Raw genomic sequence first — 18,421 nt, 5'->3', positions numbered from 1 at the left:
AATTATTCGGGCCGTGCGGCATCCGCGATGCGAAGCTCGGCTTTTTCCCCTCCGCCCCATCGGTCGATGGAGAGCGTGCCCGCCACATGAAGCGGGTTGCCGATGGCCTGTGACAGGACATTGCCCAGCGGCTGACCTGCGGCGCGGAAGGCGATTCCGCCGATGAAGCTGCCGTCGCCGCCGCGAAGCTTCACGCGCAGATGCCCGCCGCTGCCGACCTCGCGCGCCTCAATCACCCGATGCTGTGGGAAGACGAACATGGGCTCGGGCTGGCCTTGGCCGAACGGACCTGCCCTTTCGAGCGCCGTCACCACGGCAGGCTGGGCGCCACCGGCGGTCAGGGTCGCATCGACGGCGAAACTGTCCCGCAGCCGCATGGCGCTCACGGGTTCGGAGAGCCTCTCGGTGACGAAATCGAGGAAGCGCTGGAGGTCGATTGCCTGGATGGTCACGCCGGCCGCCATGGTGTGTCCGCCGCCCTTGATGGCAAGCCCGACATCCACGGCTGCCCGCACGGCGTAGCCCAGATCGACACCGGGGACGGAGCGGCCGGAGCCGGTCGCCGTCCCGTCCTGATTCAGGGTGAAGGCAAAGGCTGGGCGGCGGAATCGCTCCTTGGTGCGGGCGGAGATCAGACCGACGACGCCGGGATGCCACTCGGCAGAGGCGGTCACGAGAACCGGCAAGTCCGGCATGCGTTCCAGGGCCATCATGGCTTGAGCCTCAGCCTCGGCGACGGCCACCACCTCGATGGCCTGCCGGTCCCGGTTGAGCCGGTCCAACTCCGCAGCCAGCCTGCCGGCCTGGACCGGGTCTTCGGTCAGGAGGAGCCTTGAGCCCAAAGCGGCATCACCGATCCGCCCGCCGGCATTGATGCGTGGTCCGACAAGATAGCCGAGATGCCAGCTTTCCGGCGCTCCTGTGAGACCCGCCGTATCGAAAAGCGCCGCCAGGCCCACCCGGCGGCGGCTTCTCATGATAGCGAGTCCCTGGCGCACGAAGGCGCGGTTCAGGCCCAGCAGCGGCACCACGTCCGCCACCGTGGCGAGGGCCACGAGGTCGAGGCTGCCCATCAGGTCGGGCTCGGGGCGGCCATTGAAGAACCCACGCGAGCGCAGCGTGCGGTTGAGGGCGACGAGGGTGAGAAAGACTACGCCCGCGGCGCAGAGGTGGCCGAGGCCCGACAGGTCGTCCTGCCGGTTCGGGTTTACGATGGCGAGCGCCTCCGGCAACTGCTCGGGGGCCTGGTGGTGGTCGAGAACAAGCGGATCAAGGCTCAGTCGGCGGGCTTCGGCCAGGGGCTCGATGCTGGCCGTGCCGCAATCGACCGTCACTAGGATGTCGGCACCCTGCTCCTTCAAGGCCCGGATTGCGTCCACGTTCGGGCCATAGCCCTCCGTGATCCGGTCGGGAATGTGGATCGCGTATTCCACCCCGCAGGCGCGCAGATATTCGGCCAGCAGCGCTGCGCTGCAGGCGCCGTCGACGTCATAATCGCCGAAGATCGCCACCGTCTCATTGCGGGTCACTGCATCGGCGAGACGCGAGGCGGCCGCCTCCATGTCGGTGAGCTTGTGCGGGTCCGGCATGAGGTCCCGCAGGCGCGGATTGAGGAAACCGTCCGTATCATGAATGCCGACACCCCGGCCGGCGAGCACACGGGCGAGAACATCGGGCAGGCCATGGGTCTGGGCGATGGCAAGCGCAATCGTGCTCTGGGCGGCATCGCAGCGCTCGACCCAGGTGCGCCCGAGGGCGGAATTGGCGACGCCCAGGAAAGGTTTGGGCAGGTGAAGAGGAGATGATTCGGTCACGACGGGACTCTTACCCGCGAATTGTGGTCAAAGCACCTTCGCCACATCGTCACTCCCTGGGCGCTCGAACCGTGAAAGCGTCAGCCCAGCATGTGCCGATACTGAATGAAGCCGCTGCGGGAGGCGACCTTCTCGTAAAGCGCCTGGGCTGCCGTGTTGGACTCGTGTGTCAGCCAGTAGACGCGGCTTGCGCCATCTGTTTTCGCCTGCTCATAGACGGCCTCGATCAGGGCACGGCCGGCACCCTGCCCGCGGGCTTCTTCCGCCGTGAACAGATCCTGCAGATAACAGTAGTCGCCCGTCGTCCAGGTGGAGCGGTGATAGATGTAATGCACGATGCCGACGACCCTGCCGTCGCGTTCGGCCACAAGGCCATTCATGGGCTCAGCCGGATCGTTGAGCCGCCGCCACGTCTCCTCGGTCACCTCTGCGGCCAGAGAGGCGTTGTAGAAGGTCAGATAGCCCTGCCATAGGGGTTCCCAAGCGGCACGGTCGTCGGGACGGAAGGGGCGGATGTGAAGCATTTGGTTCTCCCGGCATATACCATCGTCATCCCCGGACTTGTTCCGGGGATTCACGTCTTAAGCGTCCTCAGAACGTGGATGGCCGGGACAAGCCCGGCCATGACGCAGTATGGATTGTGGTCTGTACCTGGAGCAACTCAATCCAGGTGGAACTTCGACAGCTCCCGGTGCTCGCCGTAGATGCGGCGGACGGTGCCGGTGGCGGAGCGGTAGACGACGGTTTCCGTGGTGATCACGTCCCTGCCGAAATGAACGCCCTTGATCAGCGCACCGTCGGTCACGCCTGTGGCGGCCACGATCACGTCGCCGCGGGCGAGGTCCGTCATGTCGTATTTCCGGTTCGGATCCGTCACGCCCATCTGCAGAGCGCGGGAGCGCTTCTCCTCGGTGTCGAGGATCAGCCGGGCCTGCATCTGCCCGCCGATGCAGCGGAGCGCCCCTGCCGCCAGCACGCCCTCGGGGGCGGCGCCGATGCCAAGATAGATGTCGATGCCAGTCTCTTCCGGTTTCGTGGTGAAGATCACGCCGGCCACGTCGCCGTCGGAGATCAACCGGATGCCGGCGCCCGTCTTGCGAATGGCCGCGATAAGGTCCGCGTGGCGCGGACGGTCGAGCACGAGGGCGGTGAGCTCGTTCACCTTCACGCCCTTCGCCCTGGCGAGGTTGTTCAGGTTCTCCTCGGGGCTGGCGTCGAGGTCGACGGTGCCGGTCGGGTAGCCGGTGCCGATGGCGATCTTGTGCATGTAGACGTCGGGAGCGGCCAGCAGGGTTCCGGCCTCCGCCATCGCCATGACGGCGATGGAGCCCGGCATATCCTTGGCGCAAAGCGTCGTGCCTTCGAGCGGGTCGACAGCGATGTCGACCTTCGGGCCCTGCTTGTTGCCGACGCGCTCGCCGATGAAGAGCATCGGGGCCTCGTCACGCTCGCCCTCGCCGATCACCACCGTGCCGTCGATGGGCAGCTTGTTCAGCTCACGGCGCATGGCATCCACGGCCGCCTGGTCGGCAGCCTTCTCGTTGCCGCGGCCGCGCAGCCTGGCGGACGCCACCGCCGCGCGCTCGGTCACGCGGACGAGTTCCAGGGTCAGAATGCGCTCGATGATTTGGCCCGGTTGGACGGTAATGCCTTGCGACATGGACGTGTCGTCTCCCTTATTGTGGTCGTGAGCGGGCCATAGGGCCCGGATTCCGGTTACTCGCGTTCGATGCGAATGACTTGGGGCGGCTCGGCAATAAGACCATCCCCCGTAATTTTTTGAAGGGCTGAGCGGATTGAAGCCTCGGTGGCCGCATAGGTGATGAGCACCAGTGGAACCGGGGCGCCGGAGCGCCCATGCGGATCCTTGTTCGCGGCGACTTCCGAGCGCTTCTGGAGAATGCTCTCTAGGGAGATGTCGGCTTCGGCCATCCGTGTTGCCACGCCGGCGGCGACGCCTGGGCGGTCATGGACGGTCAGGCGGATATAGTAGCCGCCCTCGTGGCGCTGCATGGGCGCCCGGGGCGCCTTTTCCAGCTGGTCGATGGGTGCGCCGAAGAGCGGCTGCACCTTGCCGGTTGCCACATCGGCAATGTCCGCCACGACGGCGGACGCGGTGGCATCACCCCCTGCCCCCGGTCCGATCAGGGTGAGCTCGCGAACCGCGTCGGCGTCGATGGTGACGGCGTTCGTCACGCCCATCACTTGGGCAATGGAGGACGTGCGGGGCACCATGGTCGGGTGGACGCGCTGTTCGATCCCGGTCTTCGTGCGCTCGGCAACCCCTAACAGCTTGATGCGGAAGCCCAGCTCCTTCGCCATGGCGAGGTCGAGCGGCGCAATGGAGGAGATGCCTTCCACATAGATCGCTTCCGCGTCGATCTGCGTGCCGAAGGCGAGGCTGGTGAGGATCGCGAGCTTGTGGGCCGTGTCGAAGCCCTCGACATCGAAGGTCGGATCGGCCTCCGCATAGCCGAGGCGCTGGGCGTCCTTCAGGCATTCCTGGAAGGTCAGACCCTCCAACTCCATCCGTGAGAGGATGTAGTTGCAGGTGCCGTTGAGGATGCCGTAGAGCCGCGAGATCCGGTTGGCCGGCATGGCCTCACGCAGAGTCTTGATGATCGGAATGCCACCGGCGACGGACGCCTCGAAGGCGAGCGACACGCCCTTCTCTTCCGCCAGCTTTGCAAGCTTGAGACCGTGCTTGGCGAGCAGAGCCTTGTTGGCCGTCACCACATGCTTGCTATGGGAAAGCGCCGTGCGCACCGTCTCCAGGGCCGCCCCGTCCGCGCCGCCGACGAGTTCGACGACACAATCCACGTCAGTTGCGCCGGCAAGATCCACCGGATTGTCGAACCACGTGAAGCGCGAGAGGTCGACGCCGCGGTCCTTGGACCTGTCACGGGCCGAAATGGCCACAACCTGAACGGGCTTTCCGCCGCGCTGGGCGATGGCCTCATTCTGGCGGTCGAGGATGCGAATGACCGATGCGCCGACGGTGCCGAGGCCGGCAATACCGACCCGAAGGGGACGTGTCACGAACAGCAGCTCCTTGAAAATCTTGGGCTGCTTTTACGACCGCCGGGGTTCCATGTCCATGCGGACCGGAACCCCGGTCACAGACGTCGGCATAGATTCCTGCCGGAAGGATCAGACCCGCCGGACCATCGGCACCACGTTGTGGAGGGTCTGGTCGGCGCTGTCGAAGAATTTGCGGATGTTGCGGGCGGCCTGGCGGATGCGCTGCTCGTTCTCCACGAGGGCGATGCGCACGTAATCGTCACCGTGCTCGCCGAAGCCGATTCCGGGCGCCACCGCCACATCGGCCTTCTCCACCAGGAGCTTGGAGAACTCCAGGCTGCCCAAGGAGCGGAATTTCTCCGGGATCTGCACCCAGGCGAACATGGACGCGGTGGGCACGGGCACGTCCCAGCCGGCCTTGGCGAAGGAATCGACCATCACGTCGCGGCGGCGCTTATAGGTGGCACGCATTTCGCGGATGCAGTCGTCCGGGCCGTTCAGCGCGGCGGTGGCCGCCACCTGTACCGGCGTGAAGGCGCCGTAATCGAGATAGGACTTCACCCGGGCGAGTGCCGCCAGGAGACGCTCGTTGCCCACCGCGAAGCCGATGCGCCAGCCGGCCATCGAGAAGGTCTTGGACATGGAGGTGAACTCCACGGCCACATCCATGGCGCCGGGCACCTGGAGAATCGAGGGCGGCGGGTTCGATTCGTCGAAGTAGACTTCCGAATAGGCGAGATCCGACAGCAGGATCAGCTCGTGCCTCTTCGCGAAGGCCACAAGGTCCCGGTAGAAATCCAGGGAGGCCACATAGGCGGTCGGGTTCGACGGATAGCAGACCACGAGCGCTACAGGCTTCGGGATCGAGTGCGCCACGGCCCGCTCGGCGGCGACGAAGAAGTCCGGGGTCGGCTCGGCTGGAACCGACCGGATGACGCCGCCCGCCATCAGGAAGCCGAAGGCGTGGATCGGATAGCTCGGATTCGGCACCAGAATCACGTCGCCCGGCTCCGTGATCGCCTGAGCCATGTTGGCGAAGCCCTCCTTGGAGCCGAGGGTCGCGACCACCTGGGTGTCCGGGTTGAGCTTCACGCCGAAACGGCGCTCGTAATAGCCGGCCTGGGCGCGGCGCAGGCCGCCGATACCCTTGGAGGCCGAATAGCGGTCGGTGCGGGGCTTGCCCACGGTCTCGACGAGCTTGTCGATCACATGCTGCGGTGCTTGGAGGTCCGGATTGCCCATGCCGAGATCTATAATGTCGGCCCCGTTGGCGCGGGCCGCGGCCTTGATCCGGTTGACCTGCTCGAAGACGTAAGGCGGAAGGCGCTTAATCCGGTAGAAATCAGACATGGTTCTCGTCTCCGAGCGGAATCACATCATTCCGTATAGGCACTAAGGCCTTCTGTTGGAATTCGCCTTCTGGCGCGTTTGCTGCGACGTGTTGGCAGAGGAGTTTGCAGGCAGCCTGACAGGCTCAGGCGGCGGCGTCTTGCCCAGTTCCGCCGCGGCAGCGCCCGCAGCCTCGTTCCGGTTGCGCAGAGCATCGAGCTCGGCTTCAGCTGCCTTGATCTCGGCCGCCGTGCGAGCCGGTGTCGGACGCTCCGGGACGGGTGTGCCGATCGGCATGTAGTCGAGATTAGCCGGCCTTGAGCGCGCCACGAAATCGGGCGTCGGCGCCAATTGAGGACCGGCTCCCAGCGAGGTAGCCACGTCCCGCACGGGATTGCTGTTGCAGCCGGCCACGCCAGAGGCTGCGAGCAGAACCAGTGCAAACGCTGGAGCGTGAGGGATCGAAAAGAGCTTCGTACGCATTTCTGATACCTAAGGATGGCAACATGACTCTGGCAAACCCAGCGTGTCGAACGCTAAGATGTCGGAAGTGCAGCCTGAGGGCAATGTTGCTGCGATAGAGGGAGATCGCCTTATGGACAAGCCATATGGTGAAGAGAAGACCCAAGGCCCCACTCCGGACTTCGAGGAACTCTCCCATAACGTCGCGCGGTTCATCGAGGGCGCCGGCAAGGCGGCCGCCGCCTACCTCAAGCCAGTCCAGGAAGGCAAAACCCTGTCGGAGCCGCCGGGCGACACGTCGGAGGCGATCAAATCCCTGACCCGGGTGGCCGAAGCGTGGATGACCGACCCGCATAGGAGCCTGGAGGCTCAGACCCGCCTCGGCACCCAGTTCATGAGCCTGTGGGCCTCAACTCTGAAGCGCGCCCAAGGCGAGCCAACGGAGCCGGTCGCCGAGCCCGAGCCCAAGGACAACCGCTTCAAGGATCCCGAATGGTCCGAAAATCCGATCTTCGACTTCCTGAAGCAGGCCTACCTAATCTCCTCCCGTTGGGCGGAGGAGCTCGTGGAGAATGCAGACGGCCTCGACGAGCGCACGCGCCACAAGGCGCAGTTCTACCTCAAGCAACTGTCCAGCGCGCTCTCTCCCTCCAATTTCCTGCTGACGAACCCTGAACTGATCCGCGAGACCATGCGCGAGAACGGCGCCAATCTGGTGCGCGGCATCACCATGCTGGCGGAGGACATCGAAGCAGGCCAAGGTGAGCTGAAGATCCGCCAGTCGGACCCGAGCAATTTCAGGATCGGGGCCAACATCGCCAACACCCCCGGCAAGGTGATCTTCCGCAACGAACTGATCGAGCTGATCCAGTACGCGCCGGCCACCGAGAAGGTGCTGAAGCGGCCCCTGCTGATCGTGCCGCCCTGGATCAACAAGTACTACATTCTCGATCTGAACCCGGAGAAGAGCTTCATCCGCTGGGCTGTGGCTCAGGGCCTGACCGTCTTCTGCATCTCGTGGGTGAACCCGGCCGAGCAGCATGCGGAAAAAGGCTTCGAGCATTACATGCGCGACGGCATCTTCGCGGCGCTGGAAGCGATCGAGCAGGCGACAGGCGAAAAGAAGGTGACGGCGATCGGCTACTGCGTCGGCGGCACGCTGCTCGCCACGACGCTGGCCTACATGGCCGCCAAGCGGGACAAGCGCATCGACAGCGCAACGCTCTTTACCGCCCAGGTGGACTTCACCCATGCGGGCGATCTGAAAGTGTTCGCCGGAGAGCAGGAGGTCCAGAGCCTTGAGGCCTCCATGAAGAAGCGCGGGTATCTCGAAGGCGCGCGCATGGCCAACGCTTTCAACATGCTGCGGCCGACCGATCTTATCTGGCCCTACGTGGTCAACGTCTACATGAAGGGCAAGGCGCCGCTCCCGTTCGACCTGCTCTACTGGAACGCTGACTCGACCCGGATGCCGGCAGCCAATCATGCCTTCTATCTGCGCAACTGCTACCTGGAGAACAAGCTTGCTAAAGGTGAGATGGAGCTTGCAGGGGTGAAGCTTGATCTGAAGAAGGTGAAGGTGCCGATCTTCAACCTCGCCACCAAGGAAGACCACATCGCCCCTGCCCGCTCGGTGTTCGTCGGTTCGAAGGCTTTCGGTGGACCGGTCGATTACGTGCTCGCCGGATCGGGGCACATTGCCGGCGTGGTCAATCCGCCCGGAAAGCCGAAGTACCAGTTCTGGACCGGCGGCCCGGTGGAGGGCGAGTTGGAGGACTGGATGAATCAGGCGGCCGAGACGCCCGGCTCCTGGTGGCCCTATTGGTTCGAATGGATCAAGGCTCAAGGCCCCAAGATGGTGCCGGCGCGTGAGCCCGGGGGCGGCAAGCTGGAGCCTCTGTGCGATGCGCCGGGGACCTACGTCCTGGCGAAGTCCTGAACTTCAGCTTTCTAGCGGCATCAAAAAGAAAGGCCGGCGGAACGCCGGCCTTTCTTCTGTCTGCGTGTTGCAGAACTCAGTACTTGCGGACGATCGGAGCAGCCGGGATGGCAACGGCCGGATTGTCCCAGCGATAGCGCAGACCGACCGACACGATGTCGACGCTTGCGTCCACATCGGCCACGAAGGGCAGCCCTTCGTAATCCTGGTGACCCGGAAGGATGCGGATATCCGTCTCCTTGGCGAAGATGTGCGTGTAGGCGACATCGAAGGTCAGCTTGTCGTTCCACTGGTAGCTGGCACCGACCGATGCCCAGATGCGGTCGTTGTCAGGCAGGCGGGTGGAGCGGATCTCCGTATCGATCGGCGACTCCTCGTAGGCCACACCGGCGCGAAGGGTCAGCTGGTTGTTCAGCTTGTAGTCGAAGCCGAGGGAGTAGAAGTAGCCGTCGTCATAGTTGAGCGGAAGGTCGGTGACGACCACGCCGCCCGGACCGGTGACGAGAGGCGTCTCGAGCACGCTCCAGTTCGTCCACTCGAAGCCGGCGTGCACGGTCAGGGCCGGCGTGATGGCCTGGGAGATGCCGATGGTGAGCTGATCCGGGGTCGTCAGATCGGAGCTGATCGGAATGCTGCCTGCCGGGGACGTGACCGTTCCCTCGAGCTCGTGATCGATCCGCGAGCGGTAACCGATGCCGATCGAGGTGCCTGCGAACGGCGTGAGGGTCACACCGGCCGTAAAGCCGAAGCCGACATCGTCACCGTCGAGGATGACGCTCGGAGCGCCCGGGGTGACGGCAGCGGCCCGCTTGAGGCGGATGTCGAAATACTGGAGGGACGGACCGGCCGCGACGGACAGCCAGTTGTTCACCTTGATGCCGAGGACCGGGTTGACGTTCAAGGAGAACACCTTGGACGAGCGCGAGTAGACCTGGCCGGCCCAGTTGTCCCGCGGATCGGTCACAAGCCCGTAGGGCGAAGTGGTGGACAAGCCGACCCAGAGCATGTCGTTGATCTGGTAGGAGTTGTAGCTCGCCGGAACGATGGCGTCCTGACCGATATCGCCGGAGCCGCCGAACGCGAAGGTCGGGACGGACGGAAGCGGGTTGATATCGACGCGCGGAACGATGAGGGACAGGCTCGCCTCGGTGTTCCAGCCCGGCATCATCGTGATGACGGCCGGGTTCCAGAACATGGACGAGAGATAGCCGGAGCCGGACGCTGCGCCAGCGAAGGAAAGGCCCTGAGCTGTAGCGCTCTGCTCGCGGATGCCGAAGGCACCGGCATGAGCGCCACCCTGAGCGGCGACGAGAGCTGCCAGCGAGACTGCAGCCAGCGACAAAGAACGAGAGAGACGACCCATGGAGTTTTCCTACCCATTTGCTTCTTGTGCGGGCGAATCCCGCCTTGAGCCCAATCTGCCAATGCTCAAATTTTGCCGCAATCTGTTTATGAAGTGAGGCGAGCCCGTTAATAAGTCATAAACTCCATGTATACTTGATAAAGAATACTGAGATTTACTTGTATTAATCTACAACAGTTGAAAGTATGGAACAATCGTTCACATCTAAACGAGTGTATTAGCCGCTAATCGACGGCTACTTTCTAACACCTGTGGGAATAAGGGAATCACGCACTTTGTATGGGCTCGTGGCAAAACAGCAACATATTTGCACTCAGAACATGCATTGTTGCGGAGCGCGTTCACGCCAATTATGCACATGCCGCAACGAGAGGAGTGTTCAATGAAGCTGGTGAGATTTGGGGAAGCGGGCCGGGAGAAGCCCGGATTGGTCGATGCCCAAGGGCAGGTTCGTGACTTGTCGGGCCTTGTTCCCGACATCACCGGAGGCACCTTGTCGACAGAGGCCTTGAACCGGATCCGTCAGGCAGACCTTTCCAGCCTTCCGGTCGCTCCCTCGGGCCAGCGCCTGGGCGCCTGCGTGGGGCAAGTGCGCAATTTCATCGCCATCGGGTTGAACTATGCTGACCATGCGGCTGAGACGGGCGCAGCCATTCCGGCAGAGCCCATCGTGTTCAACAAGGCGCCCTCCTGCATCGTCGGCCCCAATGACGACGTCATCATCCCTCGGGGATCGCAGAAGACCGACTGGGAGGTGGAGCTGGCCATCGTGATCGGCGAGCGGGCGTCCTATATCGGCGCCAACGAGGCGCTGGAGTTCGTTGCCGGCTACTGCGTCTGCAACGATGTCTCCGAGCGTGAATTCCAGATCGAGCGCGGCGGCACCTGGACCAAGGGCAAGGGCTGCCCGACCTTCGGTCCCCTCGGTCCCTGGCTCGTTACAAAGGACGAGATCCCCGACCCGCAGAACCTCTCCATGTGGCTCGACGTGAACGGCGAGCGCGTGCAGAACGGCTCGACCAAGACCATGATCTTCAACGTGGCGCAAATCGTGTCTTACGTCTCGCACTTCATGATCCTGGAGCCCGGCGACGTGATCACCACCGGCACCCCGCCCGGCGTGGGTATGGGGATGAAGCCGCAGCGCTTCTTGAAGGCCGGCGACGTGGTTTCGCTTGGGATCGAGGGGCTTGGCGAGCAGCGCCAGCGCGTCGTCGCATTCGAAGGGAATGCGGTGGACACCAGCAAGAGCTGGAAGGGGCACTAACGCTTCGAAACCTGCTTCACCGTCATGGCCGGGCTTGTCCCGGCCATCTCATTTTTATAAGCCTCATCGCCGCTTGGATCGAGATCACCGGCACAAGGCCAGTGATGACAATCGGAGCGGCACTGCTCTTCAAATCAGCCCCAGCATGAGCTGAATGTTCTGCACCGCCGCACCAGAGGCGCCCTTGCCGAGGTTGTCGAGGCGCGCGACCAGGAGCGCGTGGTTGTAGCTCTCGTGCTGGAAGACGAAGAGTTCCAGCCGGTCGGTGTCGTTCAGGGCCTCGGGCTCGAGGCGCTCGACTTTCTTGCCGTCCCGGATTGTCGGCACCACGCTGACAAGACCGCCGCCCTGATAGTGCTCCATGAGCGCAGCCTCGATATCGCCTGCCTTCGGCTTGCCCGGCAGCAGGTCGAGGTGGAGCGGCACGCTCACCAGCATGCCCTGGCGGAAATTACCGACGGAGGGGATGAAGATGGGCCGCCGGGTCAGGCCGGTGTACTTCTGCAGTTCGGGCACGTGCTTGTGCTCGAAGCCGAGGCCGTAGAGTTCGAAGGCCGGAGCCGTGCCGGCCCCGTAGGCTTCGATCATCGAGCGCCCGCCCCCGCTGTAGCCGCTCACCGCATTCACGCTGATCGGATAATCGGTCGGGACGAGGCCAGCATCCACCAGAGGCCGGATGAGCGCGATGGCGCCTGTGGGATAGCAGCCCGGATTGGCAACCCGGTCGGCATTGGCAACCGCTTTCCGCTGAGCGAAATCGAGCTCGGCAAAGCCGTACACCCAGCCGGGGCTCACCCGATGGGCCGTGCTGGCGTCGAGAATCCGAGGCTTCTGGCCGCTCAGGCCGTCCACGAGGCTCACGGTCTCCCGGGCTGCATCGTCGTGCAGGCACAGCACAACAAGATCGACCTCGGCCAGGATCTCACGCTTGGCCGCCGGATCCTTGCGCCGCTCGGGATCGATGCTGCGGATCTTGACGCCGGGCACGCTCTGGAGACGATCGCGGATCCCGAGGCCGGTGGTGCCCGCCTCCCCGTCGATGAAGACGGTCTTGGTCCGCTGGCTGAGTTCCGTTGAGCTTTGAGTCATGGTCGTCATGGTCGATCCGTTTTCACCTGTGGCCGCCCGTCCCTAGGCAAAGCCGTTAGTCCCGATATGGTTCTTGGAAAACAAAAAAGCCGCGCATCGGCGCGGCTTGCGGTCAGGCTCGGACAGCCATCATCGCACGCGCGCCGCGGCGGCGGTCATTCGGCGTCGGATGATGGAAAAGCTCTGGCTCATGAAAGCTGTATGAGGTTGAAGCCCTGTCCTGTCAACAAGCGCGGCCATATAGATAAGAAAAAAGGGCGGCCCGAGAGCCGCCCCTTCTGAAATGTCTGGCCGAAGGAGCCTTAGCGCTTCGAGAACTGGAAGCTGCGGCGGGCCTTCTTCTTGCCGTACTTCTTACGCTCGACGACGCGCGGATCGCGGGTCAGGAAGCCTTCCTTCTTGAGCGGGCCGCGAAGCTCCGGCTCATAGTAGGTCAGCGCCTTGGCGAGGCCGTGACGGACCGCGCCAGCCTGGCCGGAGAGACCGCCGCCGTCGACGTTGACGGTGATGTCGTACTGGCCTTCGCGCTGGGCGATCTGGAGCGGCTGAGCGAGGATCATGCGCAGCACGGGACGGGCGAAGTAAACTTCAGCCGTACGGCCGTTGATCACGATCTTGCCGGATCCGGGCTTGATCCACACGCGGGCAACCGCGTCCTTGCGCTTGCCGGTGGCATAGGCGCGGCCGAGCGAGTCGAGCTTCTGGACGTGCTTCGGAGCTTCCGGAGCAGCGGTCTCAGCATTTGTGCCGAGATCGGCGAGAGACTGGAGGGTCGCCATGATTATGCTCTCACGTTCTTGCTGTTGAGGGCGCCAACATCCAGCGTCTCCGGCTGCTGAGCCGTATGCGGATGCTCAGCGCCCTTGTAGACGCGCAGGTTGCCCATGATCTGACGGAAGAGCGGGCCGCGGGGGAGCATGCGCTCCACAGCCTTCTCGACCACGCGCTCAGGGAAGCGGCCGTCGAGAATGAACTTCGCGGTGCGCTCCTTGATGCCGCCCGGATAACCGGTGTGGTGGTAGTACACCTTCTGCTCGCGCTTGCGGCCGGTGAACACCACCTTGTCGGCGTTGATGACGATAACATTGTCGCCGCAGTCGACGTGGGGCGTATAGCTCGCCTTGTGCTTGCCACGCAGGCGCATGGCAACGACCGAAGCGAGACGGCCTACAACGAGGCCCTTCGCGTCGATCACAACCCACTTCTTTTCGACATCGGCGGGCTTCAGCGAAGTCGTAGTCTTCATTGCGCTGTATCCCGTTGGAGCCAAATGGCTCAGGTTCTGAAAACGACAAACCGCCGCGAGGTGCGGCGGCGAGTGAGGGCTGTTTAGTGTTTTCAGGCACGCAAGTCAACGGGAAACATGCACCGTCTGCTCATCAAAAAACTAATCAGAAACATATGCTTAGTTCCACATGGTATTAAAACACCACATATAAGGTATCATAACACCACACATCGGCGACCTTAATTTGGCGGAGGCTATGCTTGGCCTTAAGTCTGAGGCACAATCAGCTCATAGAAATAATAAGGGGCACTCCATGGCTGATGCACTGATCTTCTTCACCAATCCCATGTCGCGCGGCCGCATCGTGCGCTGGATGCTGGAGGAAACGGGCTGTGCCTATCGCACGGAGATTCTGGGCTTCGGGCCGGAAATGAAGGCCTCCGGCTACCGATCCATCAACCCAATGGGCAAGGTGCCGGCCATCCTGCACGAGGGAACTGTCGTCACCGAGGCGGCGGCGATCTGCGCCTATCTGGCCGATGCGTTCCCCAATGCCAAGCTGGCTCCGCCTCCGGGAGACCCCCGCCGGGGCACCTATTACCGCTGGATGTTCTTCGCCGCTGGTCCCGTAGAGGCCGCAGTGAGCAACAAGTCCATGGGCTTCGAGGTACCGGCCGACCGACAGGGCATGATCGGCTACGGCTGCATCGAGGATGTTCTGAACGCCTTGGAATACGCGGTGTCCCAATCCGAATACATTGCCGGGGATCAGTTCACCGCCGCCGATGTCTATGTCGGCTCGCAGATCGGCTGGGGCATGATGTTCGGAACAATCGAGAAGCGGCCCGCCTTCGAGGCTTATTGGAACCGGATCGGCAATCGCCCGGCCGCCCTCCGGGCTCGCGAGAAGGACGACGCGCTCCTGCCGCCGAAAGCTTGAGCAATCTTTTGAAGTTCAGCGGCGCTCCGGAATCGAATAGGTTCCGGTCGCATGGCAGACCACATCCGGGGTGCCCTCGGAATAGATCGACACCTCGCCCACCGCGAGCCGCTTGCCGAGCTTCAGCAGGCGACAATCGGCGATGAGGTCGCGCTGCTCGGGCTTCCTCAGGAAGTTGAAGTTCAGGCTCGTGGTGACGGCGAGCGCCACCGGGCCGATATGGGCCAGAATCGCAACGTAGAGGGCGAGATCGCCCAAGGCCATCATGGCCGGTCCCGAGATCGTCCCTCCGGGGCGGATATGGCGCTCGTGGTATGTCATCCGCATCCGGGCCGAGAGCGGCCCGACCCCGTCCACGAAATAGGTCTGCCCGCCCATGTGGATCTGCGGGAACTCCCGGTCGAGAAAGGCCGCGAGCTCGTCTCGGGTCATGATGGGATGGTGCGATGCCATAACTATGCGATGCTCATTGAACTGCCCTGCCCTATCCCATACGTTCCCTTCATGAATCACGACAATTATCCGAACGATTACATCCGCGGCATCCTCAACAGCGTGAAGACCATCGCGCTGGTCGGCGCCTCACAGAACCCGGCGCGCCCGAGCTGGATCGTCACCAAGTACCTGCTGGAGCGAGGCTACGACGTGATCCCGATCAATCCCGGGCTGGCCGGCAGCGAGCTTCTGGGCAAGATGGTCTACGCCTCCCTCAATGACGTGCCTGTCCCGATCGACATGGTCGAGGTGTTTCGCAACTCGGAGGCCGCCGGGCCCGTCACGGACGAGGTGCTGGCGCTCGATCCGTTGCCGAAGGTTCTCTGGATGCAGCTCTCCGTCCGCAACGACGAGGCTGCCGCCAAAGCCGAGGCGAAGGGCCTGCAGGTGGTCATGGACCGTTGTCCCAAGATCGAATTCGGCCGCCTCTCCGGCGAGATCTCCTGGCAGGGCGTGAACTCGCGGATGATCAGCGCGAAAAAGCCGGTTCTGTCGGGCAAAGGCTTCCAGAAACTCAGCCTCAATCGGCCGTAAGTCGTAGCGGCAGCTTTGCACCGACTGCCTTGACCCGAAGAACGTTTCGTTCTTTATAGAGAACAGAACGTCGTCCTTGAGAAGAGGCTGCTGCCATGTCCGACCGTCTGCCAGGTTTCAACACGCTTGCCATCCACGCCGGAGCAGCTCCCGATGCAGCCACCGGCGCACGGGCGACGCCGATCTACCAGACGACCTCATTCGTCTTCGACGACGTCGATCACGCTGCCTCGCTGTTCGGGCTCCAAGCCTTCGGCAACATCTATTCCCGCATCGGCAACCCCACCTGCGCGGTGCTCGAGGAGCGTGTTGCAGCGCTTGAAGGCGGCACAGCGGCCTTGGCGGTGGCGTCAGGCCATGCGGCCGAGTTCCTGACCTTCCATACCCTGCTTCAGCCCGGCGACGAGTTCATCGCAGCCAAGAAGCTCTATGGCGGCTCGATCAACCAGTTCAATCACGCCTACAAGAACTTCGGCTGGAACGTGGTCTGGGCCGATTCGGACGATCCGTCCTCCTTCGAGGCAGCCATCACCCCGAAGACCAAGGCCATCTTCGTGGAATCCATCGCGAATCCTGGCGGCGTGATCGTGGACCTGAAGGCCATTGCGGCCATCGCCAAGAAACACCGCATCCCGTTCATCGTCGACAACACGATGGCGTCCCCCTACCTGATCCGCCCGTTCGAGCACGGGGCGGACATCATCGTGCACTCGGCCACCAAGTTCCTCGGCGGCCACGGGAACTCCGTCGGTGGCGTTATCGTGGATGGCGGCTCGTTCAACTTCGCGGGCGACGACCGCTACCCGATGCTCTCCAAGCCTCGTCCGGAATATGCCGGGATGGTGTTGGGAGAAACCTTCGGGAATTTCGGCTTTGCCATCGCCTGCCGCGTGCTCGGCCTGCGCGACCTCGGTCCGGCGCTCTCGCCGTTCAACGCCTTCCTCATCCTGAATGGCATCGAGACCCTGCCCCTGCGCATGCAGCGCCATTCGGACAATGCTCTCGCCGTGGCGGAGCATCTGCAGGGCCACAGCAAGATCTCCTGGGTAAGCTATCCAGGCCTGCGTTCGGACCGCTACCACAACCTCGCCAAGGAATACTGCCCCAAGGGGGCCGGTGCGGTGTTCACCTTCGGGCTTAAGGGCGGCTACGAGGCCGGCGTGAAGCTTGTGTCGAACCTCAAGCTCTTCTCGCATCTGGCCAATATCGGCGACACCCGCTCCCTGGTGATCCACCCGGCCTCGACTACCCACCGCCAGCTCACGGACGAGCAGAAGACCCAGGCCGGTGCCGGCCCGGAGGTGGTGCGCCTGTCCATCGGCCTTGAGGATACGCAGGACCTGATCGACGACCTGAATCAGGCGCTGGATGCGGCATAAGCTGCGCTGGGATTAAGCAAGACAAACAAAAAGGGCGGCTCGTAGCCGCCCTTTTTCATGCCGTGAAGCTCGGGTGTTACGCGGCGCGGGATGAACCCGCCTTCTTGTAGGTGTTGTGGATGGCGTTCAGAGAACGCTCGAGCGCCGTCCAGAGGCGTCCGATTTCGTCCGCTCCCTGCGAGTTCGCATCGTATTCCCGGGCGCCCTCGCCTGTTGAAAGGGAGAGCGTCAGTTCAGGACGATGCGTGATCTGGCCAGCCCAGACGGGGACTTGCAGCGCGTTCAGGGCTCCACGTGCGTCAGCCACCACAGCCGCCTCGCTATCCCCGTGCTTGGCCGGCGCGGCGTTGATCACGGCCGCATAAGGCTTACGGTGCTCGCGGGCGATAGCCACCGTATCTTGCAGGGCCGCAATGTCGAACAGGCTCGCCCGGGACGGAATGATCACGAGGGTCGCCTGCTTGATTGCCTCGGCAACGATGGAAGACTTGTTTGGGGGCGTGTCGACGAGAACCCACTCATAGCCCTCGCGCTTGGCGTCCCGGATGGCATCAGCGATGTTGCGGACGTTGTGCTTGAGGCCAAGGTATTCCTGGTTCCGAATCTTGTGCCACAAGGACAAGGACCCCTGCGGATCGTTGTCGATCAGCAATGTACGGCGTGAAGGGTTGGCGATGTAACTCGCGAGATGAGCAGCGAGCGTGCTCTTACCCGAGCCGCCTTTTCGCGAAGCAAAGACCAGCACGTTCATGCCTGACTCCTTATCAGCCTGTTCCTGCAGCACTACGCTTGAGGGTTAAGGCTATCTTAATATTGTTCACCAGTAGCAGAGCAAGACCTGATTTCCTAATTCCGGCCCTGTTCCCACTGCGATTTTACAGTTTTCAGGTCAGAACCGCTCAGGGGCGGCATCTGAGCGGCTATTGAACTAAGCTTGGCGAAGCTGTGCAGTCCGAAAGGAAACATCAGGTCTGAAATCAATGTGCCTGCTGCGAAAACAGGGTCCCTGAGCTTTGAGCGGTCCTTGATACGGTCACGCAGGAAGGTTGTGGGAATTTTTCACATTTCGTGTTCGAACCTGCTTTCGAGACTCGGAACCACCCCTCTGCTTGGCCGTTAAGCTCCAGACTTCACTAATTAGGAGCTGACACATGTCTAAGAAAATTTTGTTTGCAGGCGCTGTTCTTGTGGCCCTTGCCCCGGTTGGCGCTTTTGCTCAGTCCGGCGGCGCTGCGGCCGGCGCAACCACCGGTGCCGTTGGCGGCGCCATCGTCGGCGGCCCGGTTGGCGCAGCCATCGGCGGCGTGACGGGTGCGATCGTGGGCGGTCTGGCCGAGCAGCAGCAGCCCCAGTTCCGCCAGTACGTGGTGACCCAGGGCGTTCCGTCCTACCGTTACCAGGAAGAGGTTCGCGTCGGTGCGACCCTGCCGTCCTCTGGCGTGCAGTACTATGAGGTTCCGCAGCAGTACGGCGTCACCAACTACCGCTACACGGTTGTGAACGACACCCCGGTTCTGGTCGAGCCCGGCACCCGCCGCATCGTCCAGATCATCCGCTAATC

The 18,421-nt window shown here is 63.1% G+C and carries 18 protein-coding genes; 6 read left to right on the top strand and 12 right to left on the bottom strand.

The features are described 5' to 3' along the window. Window positions 1-2: 2 nt before the first annotated feature. The 6 genes from recJ to IC232_RS09065 form a co-directional block, all read right to left on the bottom strand. Entirely contained in the window at window positions 3-1,814 is a 1,812-nt protein-coding gene (gene recJ / locus IC232_RS09090; protein WP_190844601.1) for a single-stranded-DNA-specific exonuclease RecJ, read from the bottom strand. Window positions 1,815-1,894: 80 nt separating this feature from the next. Continuing rightward, window positions 1,895-2,338 (bottom strand): GNAT family N-acetyltransferase, encoded by a 444-nt coding sequence (locus IC232_RS09085; RefSeq protein ID WP_190844600.1) that lies wholly within the window; start codon window positions 2,336-2,338, stop codon window positions 1,895-1,897. A gap of 137 nt (window positions 2,339-2,475) precedes the next feature. Beyond that, entirely contained in the window at window positions 2,476-3,474 is a 999-nt protein-coding gene (gene glpX, locus IC232_RS09080) for a class II fructose-bisphosphatase (protein WP_190844599.1), read from the bottom strand. Window positions 3,475-3,530: 56 nt separating this feature from the next. Continuing rightward, window positions 3,531-4,853 carry a homoserine dehydrogenase gene (locus IC232_RS09075; RefSeq protein ID WP_190844598.1) on the bottom strand — a complete coding sequence of 441 codons (1,323 nt, stop codon included), beginning with the start codon at window positions 4,851-4,853 and terminating at the stop codon, window positions 3,531-3,533. A 111-nt stretch (window positions 4,854-4,964) separates the two neighbouring features. Then, complete coding sequence (locus tag IC232_RS09070) at window positions 4,965-6,185, bottom strand: LL-diaminopimelate aminotransferase (protein WP_190844597.1); 1,221 nt, start codon at window positions 6,183-6,185, stop codon at window positions 4,965-4,967. A 42-nt stretch (window positions 6,186-6,227) separates the two neighbouring features. Continuing rightward, window positions 6,228-6,647, bottom strand: a complete 420-nt coding sequence (locus tag IC232_RS09065) for a hypothetical protein (protein ID WP_190844596.1) — start codon at window positions 6,645-6,647, stop codon at window positions 6,228-6,230. Between the two features lie 112 nt (window positions 6,648-6,759). Here IC232_RS09065 and IC232_RS09060 point away from each other — a divergent pair, with 112 nt between their 5' ends. Further along, window positions 6,760-8,565: a PHA/PHB synthase family protein gene (locus IC232_RS09060; protein ID WP_190844595.1), complete on the top strand. Its 1,806-nt coding sequence runs from the start codon at window positions 6,760-6,762 to the stop codon at window positions 8,563-8,565. Window positions 8,566-8,641: 76 nt separating this feature from the next. Here IC232_RS09060 and IC232_RS09055 read toward each other — a convergent pair whose 3' ends face one another. After that, on the bottom strand, window positions 8,642-9,928 hold the full coding sequence (locus IC232_RS09055; RefSeq protein ID WP_190844594.1) for an OmpP1/FadL family transporter: 1,287 nt from the start codon (window positions 9,926-9,928) through the stop codon (window positions 8,642-8,644). A 382-nt stretch (window positions 9,929-10,310) separates the two neighbouring features. On the opposite strand from IC232_RS09055, the gene IC232_RS09050 reads away from it, so the two are divergent. Continuing rightward, on the top strand, window positions 10,311-11,195 hold the full coding sequence (locus IC232_RS09050; RefSeq protein ID WP_190844593.1) for a fumarylacetoacetate hydrolase family protein: 885 nt from the start codon (window positions 10,311-10,313) through the stop codon (window positions 11,193-11,195). Between the two features lie 129 nt (window positions 11,196-11,324). Here the strand turns inward: IC232_RS09050 and argC are convergent, their stop codons facing one another. From argC to rplM, 3 genes are all read right to left on the bottom strand, one after another. Further along, window positions 11,325-12,293, bottom strand: coding sequence for an N-acetyl-gamma-glutamyl-phosphate reductase (gene argC / locus IC232_RS09045; protein ID WP_190844592.1), 969 nt, complete (start codon window positions 12,291-12,293; stop codon window positions 11,325-11,327). Window positions 12,294-12,586: 293 nt separating this feature from the next. Further along, window positions 12,587-13,063, bottom strand: a complete 477-nt coding sequence (rpsI, locus tag IC232_RS09040; RefSeq protein ID WP_190844591.1) for a 30S ribosomal protein S9 — start codon at window positions 13,061-13,063, stop codon at window positions 12,587-12,589. Between the two features lie 2 nt (window positions 13,064-13,065). Beyond that, window positions 13,066-13,530: a 50S ribosomal protein L13 gene (rplM, locus tag IC232_RS09035; RefSeq protein ID WP_190844590.1), complete on the bottom strand. Its 465-nt coding sequence runs from the start codon at window positions 13,528-13,530 to the stop codon at window positions 13,066-13,068. 295 nt (window positions 13,531-13,825) lie between these two features. Between rplM and IC232_RS09030 the strand changes: the two genes are divergently transcribed. Continuing rightward, entirely contained in the window at window positions 13,826-14,452 is a 627-nt protein-coding gene (locus IC232_RS09030; RefSeq protein WP_190844589.1) for a glutathione S-transferase family protein, read from the top strand. 15 nt (window positions 14,453-14,467) lie between these two features. On the opposite strand, the gene IC232_RS09025 is transcribed toward IC232_RS09030, so the two are convergent. After that, window positions 14,468-14,905, bottom strand: a complete 438-nt coding sequence (locus IC232_RS09025; protein WP_190844588.1) for a PaaI family thioesterase — start codon at window positions 14,903-14,905, stop codon at window positions 14,468-14,470. 51 nt (window positions 14,906-14,956) lie between these two features. Between IC232_RS09025 and IC232_RS09020 the strand changes: the two genes are divergently transcribed. Together IC232_RS09020 and IC232_RS09015 are read left to right on the top strand one after the other, a co-directional pair. Then, window positions 14,957-15,481 (top strand): CoA-binding protein, encoded by a 525-nt coding sequence (locus tag IC232_RS09020; protein WP_246812109.1) that lies wholly within the window; start codon window positions 14,957-14,959, stop codon window positions 15,479-15,481. Between the two features lie 95 nt (window positions 15,482-15,576). Beyond that, complete coding sequence (locus tag IC232_RS09015) at window positions 15,577-16,860, top strand: O-acetylhomoserine aminocarboxypropyltransferase (RefSeq protein ID WP_190844586.1); 1,284 nt, start codon at window positions 15,577-15,579, stop codon at window positions 16,858-16,860. Between the two features lie 76 nt (window positions 16,861-16,936). Here IC232_RS09015 and IC232_RS09010 read toward each other — a convergent pair whose 3' ends face one another. Then, a complete protein-coding gene (locus IC232_RS09010) occupies window positions 16,937-17,611 on the bottom strand; it encodes a ParA family protein (RefSeq protein ID WP_190844585.1) in 675 nt (224 codons plus the stop codon). A 400-nt stretch (window positions 17,612-18,011) separates the two neighbouring features. On the opposite strand from IC232_RS09010, the gene IC232_RS09005 reads away from it, so the two are divergent. Next, the gene (locus IC232_RS09005) at window positions 18,012-18,419 is read left to right on the top strand and encodes a DUF1236 domain-containing protein (RefSeq protein ID WP_190844584.1); all 408 of its coding nucleotides are present in this window, start codon (window positions 18,012-18,014) and stop codon (window positions 18,417-18,419) included. The last annotated feature ends 2 nt before the right edge of the window (window positions 18,420-18,421 follow it).

Origin of the sequence: Microvirga sp. (genome assembly GCF_014699075.1) — a bacterium.
Classification (GTDB): domain Bacteria; phylum Pseudomonadota; class Alphaproteobacteria; order Rhizobiales; family Beijerinckiaceae; genus Microvirga.
The sequence above is the reverse complement of the archived record's forward strand: the minus strand, read 5'-3'. Positions and strand labels throughout refer to the sequence as shown.